Below are 15,599 nucleotides of genomic sequence, written 5' to 3'. Positions count from 1 at the left end.
AGCCAAGCGAGCGAAGGGCCTCGCGAATTAAGCAATAGCACTACCAATCAAAAAAAACACCACCAACAGCACCACGCATCCCGCCACGACCATCCGCGTTCGTTCCATGCGGGTCTGACTATCCCGGTGGGATTTGCGAAATTGGTTAAGGGGCGTTTCGGCTTCCCGATTGATGCGGCAGGAATAATCGTAGTGATTGCCACCGGTGTGATCGATGCTTACTTCGCAGAGCTCCTGATCGAGGAAAACGGTGTAGGTTTTGGACTCTCGGACACCGAAATCAATTTGTACGACGCGATCGTTGCAGTGCAGGACCACGTGCTGTGTCTTGTCTCCATGAAAGAGACCAAGCTTATACTGCGCACCTTGAAAGCCGGTGATGTTCCAGGAAAATTGTGGCATAGGGCAGACCGCAAATGCGGCATTAAGTTTCGAAAAGAAGGTACCGCGAAAATTTCGTAAAAACGGAATTTTAACAGTCTATACACAATAACGTCGCCGCGGGTGCAGGGGTTTATTTCAACTTGCTCAAGTCGAGATCGGGCCAGGATCCCGCGCTGCCGAGGAGGCGAAAACGGGCAAACATCTCCTCCCGGTACCAGCCCCGCTGGCGGGTCAATTGCACCACTTCCTTATGGTAGTCACTGGCGTAGGCGTACTGGGTCATGGCCCGCCCCGATTCCCATATACTGAAGGTCGCCTGCATGAAGATGGGGTATTCGCCAATCCCCAGGCTAAGTAGACGAGCCGGATGGTCGTATACCGAGGCACTGGTCCGTGGCACGTAGCGCCAGAAATCCGGAAGCTTCGTCGGATGAATGGTTGCGCGGGTGATGACGGCCACCGGTTCCTGCGGATTATAGCGATCGGGGTGAGCCGTGAAGGGTAGTGTGCCGCCCCACTGCCCGTGGGCCATGGTGGCTTCCAGCTGGAAGGTGACGATACGGTCGGTGCGCTCCCGCACCTCGGCGTACCACTCGTGGCCGCTAAAGAAACGATCGGCGTAGGCAGGGGTGGACCAGTGCCCGAGCCAGGCGTAAACACCCAGGTTCGGCCGGACGCTGAAGCCGTTGCCCCCGCCGGAACCCATGAGCCGGTAAAATTCCAGGCCGGGTACATCCGTTAGACGTTGGTGTGCCCGCTGCATCTGGGTAAGCGCCCAGAATTGGTCGGTCAGACCGGAATAATGCAAAAGCGATAGGGTAGTAATGCTGGAATGATTTATATGACAAACTATACACGCACCCTTACCGTTCAAAAATTGTACCCGGAAGAGTGCCACCTAAATTGTAATTTTCCCCTCATGGATTTGAAGATGAAAAAAGAGGGCAAGTTCGACTACCTGGAAACGGGCGGGCCGGGCGAACCCCTGCTTTTGTTACACGGTCTGTTCGGGGGACTGAGTAATTTCGGGGCGCAGATTGAGGAATTTCGGAGCCGCTACAACGTGGTCATCCCTACGCTGCCCATTTTTTCACTGCCTCTCCGCAAGGTTTCCCTGGCCGGCCTGGTCAATCACCTGGCCGATTTCGTGGACCACAAAGGCTTCGACCGCGTACACCTGATGGGCAACAGCCTCGGAGGACACGTCGGCATTCTGTTTGCTATCGATCATCCGGAACGCATTGCTTCCATCACGCTGACCGGCAGCAGCGGCCTTTTCGAAAGCGCCATGGGCAACAGTTTCCCCCCGCGCAATAATTACGAATTCATCAAGAAGAAAACGGAGAGTACCTTCTACGATCCGGCAACCTCCTCGAAAGAACTCGTCGATGAAGTCTACAATACGGTAAATGACCGCAACAAGGGCATCCGTATCGTCATGACCGCCAAATCCGCCGTCCGGCACAACCTAGCCCATAAGCTCGATGCCATCACCTCGCCGACGCTCCTCGTGTGGGGCAAACAGGACACGATCACGCCGCCCTTCGTTGGCGAGCAATTCCACGAACTGATCGCCGACAGCGAACTCCACTTCATCGACAAGTGCGCCCACGCCCCCATGATGGAACGGCCCCAGGAGTTCAACCGCATCATGAACAACTTCCTGCAGCAGGTCGGTAAGCGGCAGCCTTCGGCGGCGTAACGCATCAGTCGTCCGCCGAGCGGGCGCTCTTCTGCCGGCGGGTCGTGGCGACAGTCTCAACCGTGTCGTGAACCCGCCTCGGCGGACGAACTCCGCTGCGCTGCGTTCGGCAGACGAAGCTACCGCGTAGCCAGGTCCGCGTTCACCGTACCCCATCCGAAATTGCCCGAGCGATTGGGGTAGAGGCTCGAAGCTTCCTTCATTCGCTGCAGGACCTGTTCCCGGGTCTGACCGGGGTTGGTCGCCCAGACCAGGGCGGCGATACCGGCCGTCGTGGCCGTTGCCGCGCTGGATCCGCCGACGTAGCCCGGCGTTGCACCGCTTCGGCTCAGGGTGATGGTTGACCGGCCCGTGTCTTCACGGCGCTGCATGACCGCTACGAAATCTACTTCGCTGCCGTCGTGGCAGGTGTTGCAGCGGAGGTAGGGCGTGCCGGTCTGAATCCCCGTAACGGCTACCGTTTGGCTTATATTGGCGGGAAAGATGACGCCATACCAGCTGGTCCAGCTGAGGCTCGTTCCGGCCGCGGCCAGGATCATTTTACCGCGGTTATGGGCGTAGTAGATCCCATCCTTGACCGTCCCGCTGCTGAATACGTCACCGATGGACATGCTGACGATCTGCGTGCCGGCGTCCTGTCCGGCGATCACGAGCGCATCCTTTACGCCGCGCTTTTCCTTACTGGCGTTGATGATGACGTCGCTGGTTGCCCGGATCGCGAGCAAATCGCTCCTGTACGCTACACCGACCGAGCTGCCGGTGGTGGTCAGCGGAGCGGTGGCCAGGCCGGCCATTTGAGTTCCGTGCCCACACTGATCGTCCGGACCGTCGGTGCGGCTGCTCCACCAGCTGGGTTGGTAGACCCCTAGGCGGGTAAGTTCCCGGCCGCTGCCGAAGTTCCCGTTCAGGCGATCCTGCTCGGGGTAGGTGCCTGAGTCGATGATGCAGATGCCGATGTTGTCACCCTGCGTCCGCGTCCAGGCTTCGGGAATGCCCATGGGCCCGTAGTTCCAGGCTACCTTGGCGCCCGAAGCGGTGGTGCCGTAGTCCTCCGCATCCACGTCCGCCGCGGGGGCACCGCTGCAGCCGGAGTCGGAGCGGAACTGTACCTCTTCGGCCGTGTAATTGCTGGGCTCCAGGTAGCGGACCTCGGGGCGACCGCGAAACTCGGTCAGGACCTCCGGATGAAGAATGCGGACTTCCAGGATGGGCAGGATGCCGTCTTCTTCCGCGACGAACAGGTCTTCGTCCCGCGGCGCCGTACCGGTCAGGCGCTCCGTGGCGGCCCGTAGGTCGGCCACCAGTGCATCCCGTGTCTGCTTCCAGGCACCGGTGGTAACGTCGATCTCGTGGATGCGCCCCTCGATGTCGTCGAAGCCGGCGGGCTGGTATCCCAGAACGGCCTGGTGATCGCTGAGCGTGAGCGCCGACCACACGACGAGGTCTTCGGCGTCCGACCACTCGAATACTTTGTTCGTCTCCCGTAATTGCCGTTCTACCCGTGCGTTCAGTTCGGTCCGGGTGAGGGGGTCGGTACGGTCCGCGGTGACTTCTACGATCTCTTTCTGACAGCCGGTCAGCACGAAGGATATAAACGAGGCGAAGAGTAAGATTCTCTGCATAGCGGTGGGTTGGAGCGGATTATTGCGGCGGAGCGCAGGTGTAGTGCTTTTTTTGGAAAGGGTAACCTTATTTGGTTTCCGTGGCTGAAAATAGGCTTTTGTTTTTGGATGATTGGGTTTTGGATGGGTTTGTTCTTTTTTCTCCGCGCTTCGCATGGAGTTAGGGAGGTTGGACTGCGCTGCAGTCCTGCGTGATGTGGCGGTTTTTTCCGCGCTTTGCACGGAGTTAGGGAGGTTGGACTGCGCTGCAGTCCTGCGTGATGTGGGGGTTATTCCGCGCTTTGCACGGAGTTAGGGAGGTTGGACTGCGCTGCAGTCCTGAGTGATGTGGGGGTTATTCCGCGCTTTGCACGGAGTTAGGGAGGTTGGACTGCGCTGCAGTCCTGCGTGATGTGGCGGTTTTTTCCGCGCTTTGCACGGGGTTAGGGAGGTTGGACTGCGCTGCAGTCCTGAGTGACGTGGCGGTGGTTCCGCGCTTTGCACGGAGTTAGGGAGGTTGGACTGCGCTGCAGTCCTGAGTGGGTTGGCGGTTTCTTCCGCGCTTTGCACGGGGTTAGGGAGGTTGGACTGCGCTGCAGTCCTGAGTGGGTTGGCGGTTTCTTCCGCGCTTTGCACGGGGTTAGGGAGGTTGGAGTGCGCTGCTGTCCTAGAGGACGTAGGGGTGATGGACTGCGCTGTAGTCCTTCCTTTCTTTAAGGCTTTGCTAAAAGTGGGCGGGTAATTAGACGGTAAGGGCCGGGGGTGCGTTATTTGCGTATGGTTCGATTTCTAATGGTGTTCCTGCTCGGGACAATGCTTTTTACCTGCGCTACGGCGCAAAACAACTACCTGCCGCCTCCCAGCCAGGATTACTTTAGCGGACGGACCTTTACGGAGGCCGATAGTCTGCGCGGAACGCTCGGGCCCGCCCGGGCGAACTACGACGTAACTTATTACGAGCTGCACCTGGACGTGGACCCCGTAGAGCACCTGATCGATGGCTACGTGGATATGGAGTACCTGGTTACCGGGCCACTGCCCATTCTGCAACTGGATCTGTACGAAAATCTGGAGATCGACCGCATCGAGCAGGCCGGAAAGAACCTGCGGTACACGCGCAAGGAGAACGCCGTCTTCGTACAACTGCCGGCCGGTATGGAGGCAGACAGTACCCGTCACCGGATGCGGATTAAGTACGGCGGGCAACCCACCGAGGCAAAGAATGCCCCCTGGGACGGGGGCTTCGTCTGGGCGCTCGACCAGCGGAACCGCTACTGGGTCGGCGTGGCCTGCGAAGGGGACGGGGCGAGCCTATGGTGGCCAAATAAGGACCACCTGAGTGATGAACCAGATAGCATGCTTATCAGCATCACCGTACCCGAACGGCTCTTCGCGGCCAGTAACGGCAACCTACGTGAGGAGGTAGAATTGGAGGACGAGCGTAAGAAGCGTTACGATTGGTTCGTGAGCTACCCCATCAATAACTACAACGTATCCATCAACATCGGGCATTATACCCACTTTTCGGATACCTATCAGAGTGCGGACGGGGAGGAATTGGCGCTGGACTACTACGTGATGGACTACAACGTGGCCAAGGCACGTAAGCAGTTCAAGCAGGTGGAGGCCATGCTCAAAGCCTACGAGCACTACTTCGGAAAGTATCCCTTTTGGGATGACGGTTTCGCCTTGATCGAAACGCCCTATCTGGGTATGGAACACCAGAGCGGCATCGCCTACGGGAACCGGTATATGCGCGGCTATCTGGGGGGGCTTATCCCCAGCGATATGGACTGGGATTACATCATCGTGCACGAAGCCGGCCATGAGTACTTCGGTAACTCCATCAGCGTGGCCGACCACGCCGAAATGTGGATCCACGAGAGCTTCACTACCTATATGGAGGCACTCTACGTCGAGTATCACTATGGCGAGGAAGATGCGCGCCGGTACCTGGAATCGCAGCGCCGCTTTGTAACGAACGAGGAACCTATGCTCGGCCCGTTAGGCGTGAATTTTACCGACTTCAAGACCTCCGACCATTACTATAAGGGAGCCTGGATGCTGCATACCCTGCGGAATGTCCTGGACAATGATCCGCTATTTTTCGGCATGATGCGCAGCTTCTATCAAGACCACGTGCGCAGCATCGTGAGCACGAAGGAAGTTGTCGATTACTTCAGCGAATACGCCGGTACGGATCTGCAACCTTTCTTCCGGCAGTACCTGATGCACCCCACCGTGCCCGTACTTCAGCTCCGGCACAATGGAGAGCAGGTCGAGTACCGCCTTCAGGCGGACGTGCTCGGGCTCGCCATGCCGGTGGGCGTCTTCATTAAGGACGAGCCCGTCAGGCTATTGACCACGGAAAACTGGCAGCCGATGGGCAAGGGCTTCGGAATGGACGACGTTCGGATCGATACGTCGCGTTTCCTCGTCGATATTCAGCGTCAGCAGCCCGAAAAATAATTAGGGCCGGTCGACGGCCGCGGCCAGCTCATCGTACCACGCCTGTCCGTACTTCCGGACCAGAGCGGGCTTAGCAAATTCGAAGATGCGAATCTTCTCCCGCGCGCCGAGGCTACAGGCGGCGCTGCAGATGTCCCAGACATCGTAGTTAAGCGCCTCGAAATCCGTCTGCGGATTTTTCTTCACCCGGATAGGGTAGAGGTGGCAGCTGATGGGCTTCTTCCAGCCAATGGCCCCGTCGTTATAAGCCCGCTCGATGCCACACTGGGCGGTACCGGTCTCGTCGAGGGTCATGTAGGCGCAGGCGGCGTCGTCCACCAGTGGGGTATCGTGGCTTTTGCCGTTGCGTACGTACAGCCCCTGTTCGGCAATGGCTTGGCGTCCGGCTTGGGTCAGGTAGGGAGAGACGGCGGGGTAGATGTCCTCCAGGATGGGAAGTTCCTCTTCTTCGAGCGGCGCGCCGTAGTCGCCCTCCCAGCAGCAGGCCCCCTTGCAGGCGGCGAGATTGCAGGCGAAGTGCTCGTCGGTGACGTCATCGCTGACCAGGATGGAGCCGATAATGTACATAGAAGGTAAAGATGAGTGGCACAAAGGTACGCAAGGCCGGTACCAAGGCCGGGTGGCCTATCGTTGAATTGCGTCCTACCTTGCAACGTGTCTTTAAAGAAACTCTCCGGAGAAACCCTGGTCTACGGGCTGAGCAGCATACTCGGCCGCTTGTTGAATTTTGTAGCCGTCACCCCGTTTATTACACGGGTGCTGTCGGACGACGAATTCGGCCAGATCAGCAACCTTATGTTTTGGGTTGCCTTGCTGATTGCGCTGCTGGTCTTTCGCATGGACACGGCGCTGTTTCGCTTCGCCAGTCGTGGGGAATATGATCCGCAAGCGATCTTCCGCCGGACCCAGCGGCTGGTGCTTGGTCTTACGTTGGTGGTCATCGTCCCGCTGCTGTCATTCCCCGCCTGGTTTGGGGAGGTGATTCAGGCTCCTTCGGATACGCTTTACATCCAGTTGTTTTTGATCACCGTTGCCTTTGACGCCCTGAGTATGGTGCCTCAGGCCCGGCTGCGCCTACGGCAACGGGCCTGGTTCTTCGTTGCCGTGAATCTAGGTAACGTAGTGGTCAACGTAGCGCTACTCTATTTCTTGTTGCTGTATTTGCCGGAATACCATCCGGACTATTACAATGCCGACTTCAAGATCGGCTACTACTTCATGGCACTAGCAGTGGCTTCCGCCCTTCGGTTCTTCGTGCTAATGGCGGACGGCCTGTTCCGAACCCGAATAAAAGAGCAGCAGGAGGGTGGGGCGGATGCCCGGGGGGTACCTTCTTATCGTCGACTCCTCGGCTACAGCATGCCGCTGACGGTAGTTTCCCTGGCGGGCATCGCCAACTTCCTGGTGGGGCCCAGTATTCTGGTGGGCTACGACGAGGCGCTGTCCGGCTATTTCGGTGCCGCGCTCCGTATGGCGGTGTTCCTTAATTTGTTTGTTACGGCGTACCAGTACGCGGCCGAGCCGTTCTTTTTCCGGCAATCGAGTAAGGACCTGGCTACCGCTGACCGGACCATCTATGCCGACGCCATGCGCGCTTACGGAATAGTTGGTGCGCTGGCAAGTACCGGTATCATTCTTGGGCTGCCTTGGCTGCAGTTATTCATAGGCCAGCAAGTGCGTCCCGGGCTGGTGGTCTTGCCCATCATTCTGGCGGCTAACTATTGTTTTGGGATCTACAGTAACCTGAGTATATCCTACAAGCTGACGGACAAAACCATGCTCGGTGCCGGGATCGCGGTTATCGGTTCGGTCTTCGCCGTAGGGGCACCCCTCCTCTTCACGGCCCGCTACGGGCTGTATGCGGCGGCCTACGGGATGTTAGCCTGCTTTCTCGTGATGTGTGCCCTGGCCTATCTCGTGTCGCGTAAATATTTTCCCGTCGATTACCCCTTCGGGCGGCTTGGCCTGTACGTGCTGATCGCCGCCATAACCTGTTACCTGGGAACCTTTTCGGAGGCGATGTGGTGGCGCATCCTGATGCTGGTGGTCTCAGTTGGTGCAGTGGGGCTACTGGAGCGGAAGTGGCTCCTTCGTACCTTTGGGCGGGGGGCTGCAGGTGGAGGTGCTCACTAAACTGGACAGTGACTTCGGACGGTAAGGTTCGGTATCTTTCATTGTTTCAATCCGACATCATGTCTAAACTACGAAAACGGTTCAGTCGCGAAGAGCGCCTGGAAATAACCAAGCAAAGCTTCGAGCCCGACGCTATGGTTACCCAGATTGCCGACCGATTCGGTATCTCCACCAATACGTTATCCCGCTGGCGGCAGGAATTTCGACTGGCTAATAACGTGGAGCCCTCCGGCCAGGGCATCAAAGCGTTGACCGACGAAGAGCGCCAGATCGCCCGTCTGAAAAAGCAACTACGGGAAGCCGAACTGGAACGCGACATCCTAAAAAAAGCCATCGGCATCTTCTCCAAGAGCGACGCAAAATCTACCGGTTTATAATGGATCACCGGACAGAGTTTCCCGTCGAGAAGATGTGTCAAGTCCTGGGCGTCAGCCGCAGCGGCTATTACCGGTGGTCTAAGCAAGTGGAAGACTTCGAAGGGCGCTACGACGATCTGGACGGACGCATCCAACGCTCGTTCGAGACCAGCCGCGGAACCTACGGTAGTCCCCGCGTCTGGCACGACCTGTCGCAACAAGGCGTAAGTGTATCACGGGCTACGGTGGGGCGGCGCATGCGGTGCCAAGGCCTGCGGCCCAAGCGGAAGAAACGCTGGATATCGACCACGGACTCCGCGCACGACTTTCCCGTAGCGGACAACCTCCTGGGGCGAGACTTCACCGCCGAGCGGCCGGCTACCAAGTGGGTCAGCGACATCACTTACTTCGAGATCAATCGGCAGTGGTACTATCTGACCATCATACTGGACCTGGCCGATCGAGCCATCGTCAGCTGGGTCATCAGCGATGAAATGTCGGCACAGGCCACCACCGTCGCCGCACTGCAACGGGCCGTGGCCAATCGAAAACCGACCGAGGAGCTCATCTTCCATTCCGATCGCGGCTCGCAGTATAGCTGCGGAAGCTTCCGGGAGGAGCTAGCGGCCATGGGGGCTACCCAGAGCATGTCGCGCAAGGGTAATTGCTGGGACAATGCGGTGGCGGAGTCCTTCTTCAAGACCATCAAGACCGAATGCATTGACCGGTATGAATTCTACAACGTTCGCCAGGCCTGGAGCATCATTTTCGATTACATTGAAGGCTGGTACAACACCAACCGCATCCACACTACGCTGCGGGGCTTGACGGTACGCCAAGCCTATGAAAAGAAAACAAAACTTGCTAACTAGCTGAACTGGCCGCGAAGTTGCTGTCCACTATTCTGAGCAGCTCCACAGGAGCCTCCTAAACCAGAAAACCCATGAAGCGACTACTCTACATTCCCGCTCTACTCCTGATGCTGCTCCTGGCGGCTTGCCAGACACCCCTCGCCAAGCGAAATATCCTGGTGATCGGCGATAGCAACGGTGCCGCCGCCGATGGCTGGGTATACCAGCTACAGCAGATCCGCAACAGCGGCCCCATGGTCAATACGGCGCTATCCGGTAATACTTTCGGTTTTACGGAAAATGGCAACCGCGACCGTAACACGCTGGAGAACCTGACGCCTTACCTCCGTCGCGGCTACGCCGAAATGGGCGGCATCGATGAGATCATGATCGGCCTGGGGACAAATGATTGCAAGGACCGCTTTAGCGACCGGGAAGACGAGATCGTCACGAACCTGGAAACCATGCTCTCGCGCATGCAGCAATTCTTCGCCGAACGCGGTCAGGATTTCCCCCGCATCGTACTGCTTACCCCTCCCCCCGTGGCCGGTGACGATGTCGTGAGTGAAGAATTCCAGGGAGCCAAAGCCTGCACGGCGGCCATCAGCGAAACTTTGCGGGGGATTGCCGAGCGCGACGGCATCTGCCTGGTCGACTGGCAGGAGCGACCCGGTGATGAAGTGCTGGTACATAGTGAAGACGGCATCCACTTCAATCGGCAGGGATATCAAATTCTGGCCCGCCAGATTGTACGGAGCTGCTACTGAGCCCTCCCTTCGCCCACCATCCTTGTAGCGTCTGGCATCTGTAGGGTAACCAATCCCTTACATGATGGCTTTCAAAACGACTCGCCGGGACGCCCCCGTCGTGCATGCCGGCTCCATGGCCGACATCGCCTTTCTCCTCCTGATTTTTTTCCTGGTTACCACGACGATAGACGAGGACGCGGGTATACTGGTCAAGCTCCCCGAATGGCAGCCCGATGCGATCGTCGAACAAACCTCCCAGGTACTTACTGTGCAGTTGAGCGCGGACGATCGACTAATGGTAGAAGATGAGATTACCTCCGTTGAAAACTTGCCTCGGCTGCTGGAAGAATTTGTCTTGTCACCCAAACGTACACCGCGGCAGGCGGTCGTAAGCGTGGTACACGATCGCAGCAGTGGCTACCGGCGCTACCTCGAAGTGTACGATGCGCTGTCGGCCGGATACCACCGGCTCTGGGAAGCGGAGGCGCGTCGCCGGTACGGGGCCGGCTACGATCACGTGACGGATGCGCAACGGATTTCCATTCGTAAGGACCTGCCTATGATCATCAGCGAGGCTGAACCCACCGACGTCAGGGGTTAAGACGTCCGCCGCAGTACTTGCAGTACACCGCGTCCGAGGCGTGCCCCTCCCGGGCGCAGAACCGGCAGACCTGGGTGCTGACCGTTTTCTCGGCGTTGGCGTTCATCATCTCATTCGTTACGATACCGGTCGGTACCGCGATGATGGCGTAGCCCAAGATCATGACGATCGCGGAAAGAAACTGCCCGATGCGGGTCTGGGGGGTGATATCTCCATACCCCACGGTAGTGATGGTCACAATGGCCCAGTATACGGCCCGGGGTATGGAGGAAAAGCCATCATTCTGCCCGCCCTCGATCAGGTACATGATTGAGCCGATGATGATGACCAGGATCGTAACGGCGAAGAGAAAGACGGCGATCTTGTTGCGGCTGGCAATAAGTGCACGGCCGAGCTGATCGCCCTCGCTCAGGTACTGACCCAGTTTGAATACACGGAACACCCGCATCAACCGGAGAATCCGGATGATCAGGAAATACTGGGCGTTAGGCAGGATCAGGGTTAGGTAGGAGGGCAGGATAGCCAATACGTCCACCACGCCATAAAAGCTGAGGGCATACTGTAGGGGGCGGATGGTTACCCACAGGCGAAGCACGTACTCTACCGTAAAGACGATGGTCAGAAACCATTCGGTGTACCAGAAGAAGGTGCCGTAGGTCTCGTTGTAATCCTGGGAACTTTCCAGCATCACGACGATGATCGAGATAACGATCAGCACCAGAAGGGCTATGTCAAAGAACTTTCCGGCCGGCGTATCCGCTTCGAAAATGATTTCGTGGACCCGGTGACGCAAACTTCGGTCAGACATTAAGGGAAGAGCATTTGTCCCCAAGGTACGGACCGCCAGGTAAAGCCTACCCGATAGAGCGGCGGGGGATCATCTCGGTAATCGGTATGAGAACGCGCACCTGGGTACCGATGGCTTCTCCCCGGGCGTCATACAAGTCGATGATGTTTACCCAATCGCGTTCGGCGTTGGATAGCAATTGCAGGCGGCTTTCCGTTATCTGGGTCCCGCGGCTTTTATGGTCGACCCGGTTAGCGTCGCGGGCCTGCCGTTCCCGGACCTTCTCCCGGCCCACGCCGTTATCCGTCACGATACCGAGCAGGTGATCGTCGTCGTCGGCGATGACGCGAAACTCCACCTCCACGTGTCCTTCGTCCTGGCCGCGTAGTCCGTGTTCGATCGAGTTTTCCACGTAGGGTTGCAGGATCATGGTCGGGACGCCGATGACGTCCTCTTCCAGTTCCCGGTCGATCACGATGTTGAAGGTCAGCTTGCCCTCGAAACGGAGGTGCTGATTGATCTCCAGGTAGTCCGTGAGGAAGCGGCGTTCCTCTTCCAGCGTAATGTATTCCCGGTTGGCGTTCTCCAGGCTCTGCCGCATCAGCATCGCGAACTTCGCGAGGTGCCGGCTCGCCGTCTTCGCGTTGTTGCCGGATATGAACATCTGGATGCTGTTGAGGGCATTGTACATGAAGTGCGGGTTCATCTGGGCCCGCAGCGCGCTTAGCTTCAGTTGGCTGGCTTTGAGCTTCAACTGGCGGTTTTCCTGTTCCCGTTCCTCGGCGCGAAACTGCGCGGCGAACTGTCGCTGTCGGAGGGTAGCGACTTGCTGGTGAAAGCGGTGATTGTAGCGATCGTAGGTGCAATGGTAATTGTAGGCCGCTTCGTAATACTTGAGTTTGGCGTGGCAGATGGATAGGTGGAGGTAAGCATCGGCAACCAAACTTAGTAGATCGGGATCACTCGTATCGTCATCTACCTCAGCGAGCGTCAGGATGCGATTTAGTTGGTTGATCGATTTTTCCCACTCGGCCGAGTCCATCAGCAGGGTGGCCCGCATGAATTCGAGTTTGGCGAGCTCCTTCCGGTCTGGTGCTTCGTCGCCGCTGTACAATTCCTCCGCCCGATCGACGTAATCGTTCGCGAGTTCCGGATGGTCCAGGTAGTGGTAACAAAAGCCCAGATTGGCGTAGGCGGCGGCCAGTGCGTTGACCGAGCCGTTGGCTTTGGTATCGACCACCGCGCGGAAGTAGGTCACGGCTTCCTCGTACTTGTGGATCGACATCAGTTCCTTTCCCAAATTGAGCTGATGCCACGGAAGGCGGGAGCGCAGGCCGAAACGCTCACAGCGGTCGATGGCCCGTTGGAAGGCCTCCAGCGCCAGCTCGTTCTCACCGCTGTTTTGGTATACGGAACCCAAACCGGATTGCGTGAGGCTGTAGTAGTAGTGGTCCTGGGGCGTCAGTTCGAAGGATCCGCTTTCCAGCAGCCGGTCGGCCTCCAGGAATTTCAGCGTAGCCTTGGGATAGCTGAAAATGAGTAGATAAATATAGCCGTGCCGGCAGGCGGTTCGGGCGACGTACTGATCGCTGGGGTAACTTTCCAGCAGCCGTTGACAGCGGTCGAGATAATCGATGGCCGCTTCGGTCCGCCCCTGGTTACCGAGGTAGGCTATGTAGGCCAGGTAAACGTCCAGTTTGTCGGCGGCATCGCCCCGCTCTTCCGCGAGGTCGAGCGCTGCGGCGAATGGTTGTTCGGCCCGGTCCAGGCGGTACTCCTGGTTTTCCAGGGTCGCGAGGAGGAGGTGGTAGCTTAGCTCGTAGTCCTGGCCCGTGATGTCTTCCAGCTGCGGCAGGGCTTTAGCGTGCCTTTTAAGCAACTGTGCCTGCCTGGCAAGCAGTACCCTGGCGCGATCCGGCTTGGTGTAAACGTAGTGGTGCAGGAGGGATTGAATGATCTCGATCACCTCCAGGCCGTCGGTGGCCTTTTCTAACGATAATTCCAATTTGCCCAGCGCCGAGCTTTCTCCGTATCGGTCTGCCATGAAGGGGCGGGCTGTAAAGTTATTCGGTCTCTATTGGGGCATAATGCCTCCGCAAACCCGGCGGGAGTAGGTACCGCGTCGCTTTCCCCCCGTCACTTGATCCATGGCGTCTTTATCCAGCTTCTTGAGTTGCTGGTCCTTTAGAAGATCTTCGATGGATTTTTTCCCGTTCTGCGCCATTGGGAGAGCTTATCGTGTGGGTTTACTGACTCGTAATTGGTACTGATTATACAACACCAACGATCCAAATGTAATAAATATATGAATACAAGGGACTATCTCTAATTTTATCGGCCCCTTGTTCGGTAACGTTTCGCCGTGCTGACAGCGGGTCGAACTACTTTACAACTCCTGCATCAATCGAAGCTGGGTCATGAAAGCGGAACGCCGGCGACGGCTGACATCGATCCGCATACCGTCGTCCATGATCAGGTATCCGCCCTCCCCCTTCACGAATTTTTTCATGAAGTTCATATTGATGACGTGCCGCTTATGCACCCGGTAGAAGTTGTGGGGGGACAGCATATCCTCGTACATTTTGATGGTCTTGGACGCGGTGATGCGCTGACCGTCCGCCAGGTAGATGTGCGTGTAGTTATCCTCGGCTTCGAAGCGAATGATATCCGGAATCTTGACGAAGTGGTAGCCGTCGACGGCTCCGATCGGCATCTTCTCGAAGACGTTCGGCTGCTTCTGGTACATGCGCATCGCGTCCAGTCGCTCCTCGGTACGTGCCTGACCGCGGGGCCGGATGCGGTCTACTGCGTCTACCAGGCGGTCCGGATCGATGGGTTTGAGGATATACCCGATGGCGGAATAGTCGAAAGCCCGCATGGCAAACTGATCGTAGGCCGTCACGAAAATGATGTCGAAGCTGATCGGTTTGATGCGATCCAGCATCTGGAACACCTTGCCGTCGCCGAGATTGATATCCAGAAAGGCCACATCGGGCCGGATGTCATTGCGTGCGAAGAGGCTGCAACCGGATTCTACCCCGTCTGCTTCCCCGATAACCTCCACGTCGGGGCAGTGCAGGTTGAGCATTTGTTTCAGGTTGACGAGGCCTTTTCGTTCGTCCTCAACAATTACGGCGTTCAGTAGCATAGTAGGTATGAGAGTTGACCAAAGCTACGAAAAGGCTGTAAGGGCGGTTCCACTACGTGGAAAATTTATGGAATAAGCAGAACGAGCATGCTATTCCTGCTCCATCGGGCGATTGACCGGTATCCGCCCGTCGACCTGTAGTACCCGGGCGTTCTCAAACGACGCATCACTTTCCAGGCCGTAGCCGGTTATGATGTAGTCCGGTTGGGTAAGGACGACGAATTTGTTGGTGTAGATCAACTCCCGTGACTCGTCCCAGTTCAGTTCCTCCGTTTCGAGCCGTTGTGCATCGGCGGATTGCCAAACCACGCTATCGCGAACCGTAATGACGTCGTTGCGACGGCGGTATACGCCTTCATTGGCCGTCAATGTACTGGTGGTGTCCTGAAACTCATCGAGGAAATAGGCCACCACGCCGTCGGGAAATTCCTGACGGGGATCTCCCGGCGATAAGTAGTTATACATTGTCGGGGCCTCGAGAATCAGACGGACACGTGCAGAATCGCTCCAGAGCACACGCACACCGGTGGCCAGTTCTACCTGGTCATCCAGGGCTTCTTCCAGGCGGGCAACTTCCGCGGGATCGTTGATACAACCGGCAAAGAGTAGCCCGGTGTATAAACAGAAATAAATTTCCCTTATCCCCACAGATGGCTACCTGCGGTCAGCAACGCGCCGTAAAGTTCCGGGTCCTCAGGTACGAAAGCCTGATTGGCCTTATAGAGATAGACCACCAGGATGACGAAGAGCAGGAGAGCGATGACGCCTCCCATGACTACGTATCCTTTAATCCCGGCGTCCTTGATTTCGTCAGACAT

Annotated in this window: 17 protein-coding genes; 7 read left to right on the top strand and 10 right to left on the bottom strand. The window is 57.4% G+C overall.

Annotated elements, in window-relative coordinates:
- Window positions 1–27: 27 nt before the first annotated feature.
- Together DRW39_RS12975 and DRW39_RS12970 are read right to left on the bottom strand one after the other, a co-directional pair.
- Window positions 28–402 carry a hypothetical protein gene (locus DRW39_RS12975; RefSeq protein ID WP_116107481.1) on the bottom strand — a complete coding sequence of 125 codons (375 nt, stop codon included), beginning with the start codon at window positions 400–402 and terminating at the stop codon, window positions 28–30.
- Between the two features lie 112 nt (window positions 403–514).
- Complete coding sequence (locus DRW39_RS12970) at window positions 515–1,192, bottom strand: hypothetical protein (protein ID WP_232830148.1); 678 nt, start codon at window positions 1,190–1,192, stop codon at window positions 515–517.
- Between the two features lie 111 nt (window positions 1,193–1,303).
- On the opposite strand from DRW39_RS12970, the gene DRW39_RS12965 reads away from it, so the two are divergent.
- Entirely contained in the window at window positions 1,304–2,086 is a 783-nt protein-coding gene (locus tag DRW39_RS12965) for an alpha/beta fold hydrolase (RefSeq protein ID WP_116107480.1), read from the top strand.
- 119 nt (window positions 2,087–2,205) lie between these two features.
- Here DRW39_RS12965 and DRW39_RS12960 read toward each other — a convergent pair whose 3' ends face one another.
- The gene (locus DRW39_RS12960; RefSeq protein ID WP_116107479.1) at window positions 2,206–3,708 is read right to left on the bottom strand and encodes a S8 family peptidase; all 1,503 of its coding nucleotides are present in this window, start codon (window positions 3,706–3,708) and stop codon (window positions 2,206–2,208) included.
- Between the two features lie 756 nt (window positions 3,709–4,464).
- On the opposite strand from DRW39_RS12960, the gene DRW39_RS12955 reads away from it, so the two are divergent.
- A complete protein-coding gene (locus DRW39_RS12955; protein WP_232830147.1) occupies window positions 4,465–6,156 on the top strand; it encodes a M1 family metallopeptidase in 1,692 nt (563 codons plus the stop codon).
- On the opposite strand, the gene DRW39_RS12950 is transcribed toward DRW39_RS12955, so the two are convergent.
- Entirely contained in the window at window positions 6,157–6,723 is a 567-nt protein-coding gene (locus DRW39_RS12950) for a DUF3109 family protein (protein WP_116107478.1), read from the bottom strand.
- 87 nt (window positions 6,724–6,810) lie between these two features.
- On the opposite strand from DRW39_RS12950, the gene DRW39_RS12945 reads away from it, so the two are divergent.
- The 5 genes from DRW39_RS12945 (at window position 6,811) to DRW39_RS12925 (ending at window position 10,846) form a co-directional block, all read left to right on the top strand.
- Window positions 6,811–8,289 carry a lipopolysaccharide biosynthesis protein gene (locus tag DRW39_RS12945; RefSeq protein ID WP_116107477.1) on the top strand — a complete coding sequence of 493 codons (1,479 nt, stop codon included), beginning with the start codon at window positions 6,811–6,813 and terminating at the stop codon, window positions 8,287–8,289.
- 59 nt (window positions 8,290–8,348) lie between these two features.
- The gene (locus tag DRW39_RS12940; RefSeq protein WP_116107476.1) at window positions 8,349–8,666 is read left to right on the top strand and encodes a transposase; all 318 of its coding nucleotides are present in this window, start codon (window positions 8,349–8,351) and stop codon (window positions 8,664–8,666) included.
- On the top strand, window positions 8,666–9,517 hold the full coding sequence (locus tag DRW39_RS12935; RefSeq protein WP_232830146.1) for an IS3 family transposase: 852 nt from the start codon (window positions 8,666–8,668) through the stop codon (window positions 9,515–9,517). Before DRW39_RS12940 ends, DRW39_RS12935 begins: the two co-directional genes overlap by 1 nt.
- A gap of 71 nt (window positions 9,518–9,588) precedes the next feature.
- Window positions 9,589–10,263, top strand: a complete 675-nt coding sequence (locus DRW39_RS12930) for an SGNH/GDSL hydrolase family protein (RefSeq protein ID WP_116107474.1) — start codon at window positions 9,589–9,591, stop codon at window positions 10,261–10,263.
- A 61-nt stretch (window positions 10,264–10,324) separates the two neighbouring features.
- Window positions 10,325–10,846 (top strand): ExbD/TolR family protein, encoded by a 522-nt coding sequence (locus DRW39_RS12925; protein ID WP_116107473.1) that lies wholly within the window; start codon window positions 10,325–10,327, stop codon window positions 10,844–10,846.
- Here DRW39_RS12925 and DRW39_RS12920 read toward each other — a convergent pair.
- From DRW39_RS12920 to DRW39_RS12900, 6 genes are all read right to left on the bottom strand, one after another.
- Entirely contained in the window at window positions 10,836–11,654 is an 819-nt protein-coding gene (locus DRW39_RS12920) for an ion transporter (protein WP_116107472.1), read from the bottom strand. The two genes, DRW39_RS12925 and DRW39_RS12920, sit on opposite strands and share 11 nt — an antisense overlap.
- A 46-nt stretch (window positions 11,655–11,700) precedes the next feature.
- Complete coding sequence (locus DRW39_RS12915; protein ID WP_116107471.1) at window positions 11,701–13,677, bottom strand: histidine kinase; 1,977 nt, start codon at window positions 13,675–13,677, stop codon at window positions 11,701–11,703.
- Between the two features lie 30 nt (window positions 13,678–13,707).
- On the bottom strand, window positions 13,708–13,857 hold the full coding sequence (locus tag DRW39_RS22265) for a hypothetical protein (protein WP_157976092.1): 150 nt from the start codon (window positions 13,855–13,857) through the stop codon (window positions 13,708–13,710).
- A 162-nt stretch (window positions 13,858–14,019) separates the two neighbouring features.
- A complete protein-coding gene (locus DRW39_RS12910) occupies window positions 14,020–14,781 on the bottom strand; it encodes a LytR/AlgR family response regulator transcription factor (RefSeq protein ID WP_116107470.1) in 762 nt (253 codons plus the stop codon).
- A 90-nt stretch (window positions 14,782–14,871) separates the two neighbouring features.
- Entirely contained in the window at window positions 14,872–15,429 is a 558-nt protein-coding gene (gene lptC, locus DRW39_RS12905) for an LPS export ABC transporter periplasmic protein LptC (RefSeq protein WP_116107469.1), read from the bottom strand.
- Window positions 15,420–15,599 (bottom strand): hypothetical protein, encoded by a 180-nt coding sequence (locus DRW39_RS12900; protein ID WP_116107468.1) that lies wholly within the window; start codon window positions 15,597–15,599, stop codon window positions 15,420–15,422. The genes lptC and DRW39_RS12900 overlap by 10 nt, the downstream gene beginning before the upstream one ends.

Source organism: Lewinella sp. IMCC34191 (assembly GCF_003390935.1).
Classification (GTDB): domain Bacteria; phylum Bacteroidota; class Bacteroidia; order Chitinophagales; family Saprospiraceae; genus Neolewinella.
This window is presented reverse-complemented; position numbering and strand designations above follow the sequence as displayed.

Bases quoted from the DNA above. Each gene is read 5' to 3' on its own strand.
- DRW39_RS12975 (WP_116107481.1), bottom strand. From the start codon at position 402: ATGCCACAATTTTCCTGGAACATCACCGGCTTTCAAGGTGCGCAGTAT.
- DRW39_RS12965 (WP_116107480.1), top strand. From the start codon at position 1,304: ATGGATTTGAAGATGAAAAAAGAGGGCAAGTTCGACTACCTGGAAACG.
- DRW39_RS12960 (WP_116107479.1), bottom strand. From the start codon at position 3,708: ATGCAGAGAATCTTACTCTTCGCCTCGTTTATATCCTTCGTGCTGACC.
- DRW39_RS12955 (WP_232830147.1), top strand. From the start codon at position 4,465: ATGGTTCGATTTCTAATGGTGTTCCTGCTCGGGACAATGCTTTTTACC.
- DRW39_RS12950 (WP_116107478.1), bottom strand. From the start codon at position 6,723: ATGTACATTATCGGCTCCATCCTGGTCAGCGATGACGTCACCGACGAG.
- DRW39_RS12940 (WP_116107476.1), top strand. From the start codon at position 8,349: ATGTCTAAACTACGAAAACGGTTCAGTCGCGAAGAGCGCCTGGAAATA.
- DRW39_RS12935 (WP_232830146.1), top strand. From the start codon at position 8,666: ATGGATCACCGGACAGAGTTTCCCGTCGAGAAGATGTGTCAAGTCCTG.
- DRW39_RS12930 (WP_116107474.1), top strand. From the start codon at position 9,589: ATGAAGCGACTACTCTACATTCCCGCTCTACTCCTGATGCTGCTCCTG.
- DRW39_RS12925 (WP_116107473.1), top strand. From the start codon at position 10,325: ATGATGGCTTTCAAAACGACTCGCCGGGACGCCCCCGTCGTGCATGCC.
- DRW39_RS12920 (WP_116107472.1), bottom strand. From the start codon at position 11,654: ATGTCTGACCGAAGTTTGCGTCACCGGGTCCACGAAATCATTTTCGAA.
- DRW39_RS12915 (WP_116107471.1), bottom strand. From the start codon at position 13,677: ATGGCAGACCGATACGGAGAAAGCTCGGCGCTGGGCAAATTGGAATTA.
- DRW39_RS22265 (WP_157976092.1), bottom strand. From the start codon at position 13,857: ATGGCGCAGAACGGGAAAAAATCCATCGAAGATCTTCTAAAGGACCAG.
- DRW39_RS12910 (WP_116107470.1), bottom strand. From the start codon at position 14,781: ATGCTACTGAACGCCGTAATTGTTGAGGACGAACGAAAAGGCCTCGTC.
- DRW39_RS12900 (WP_116107468.1), bottom strand. From the start codon at position 15,599: ATGTCTGACGAAATCAAGGACGCCGGGATTAAAGGATACGTAGTCATG.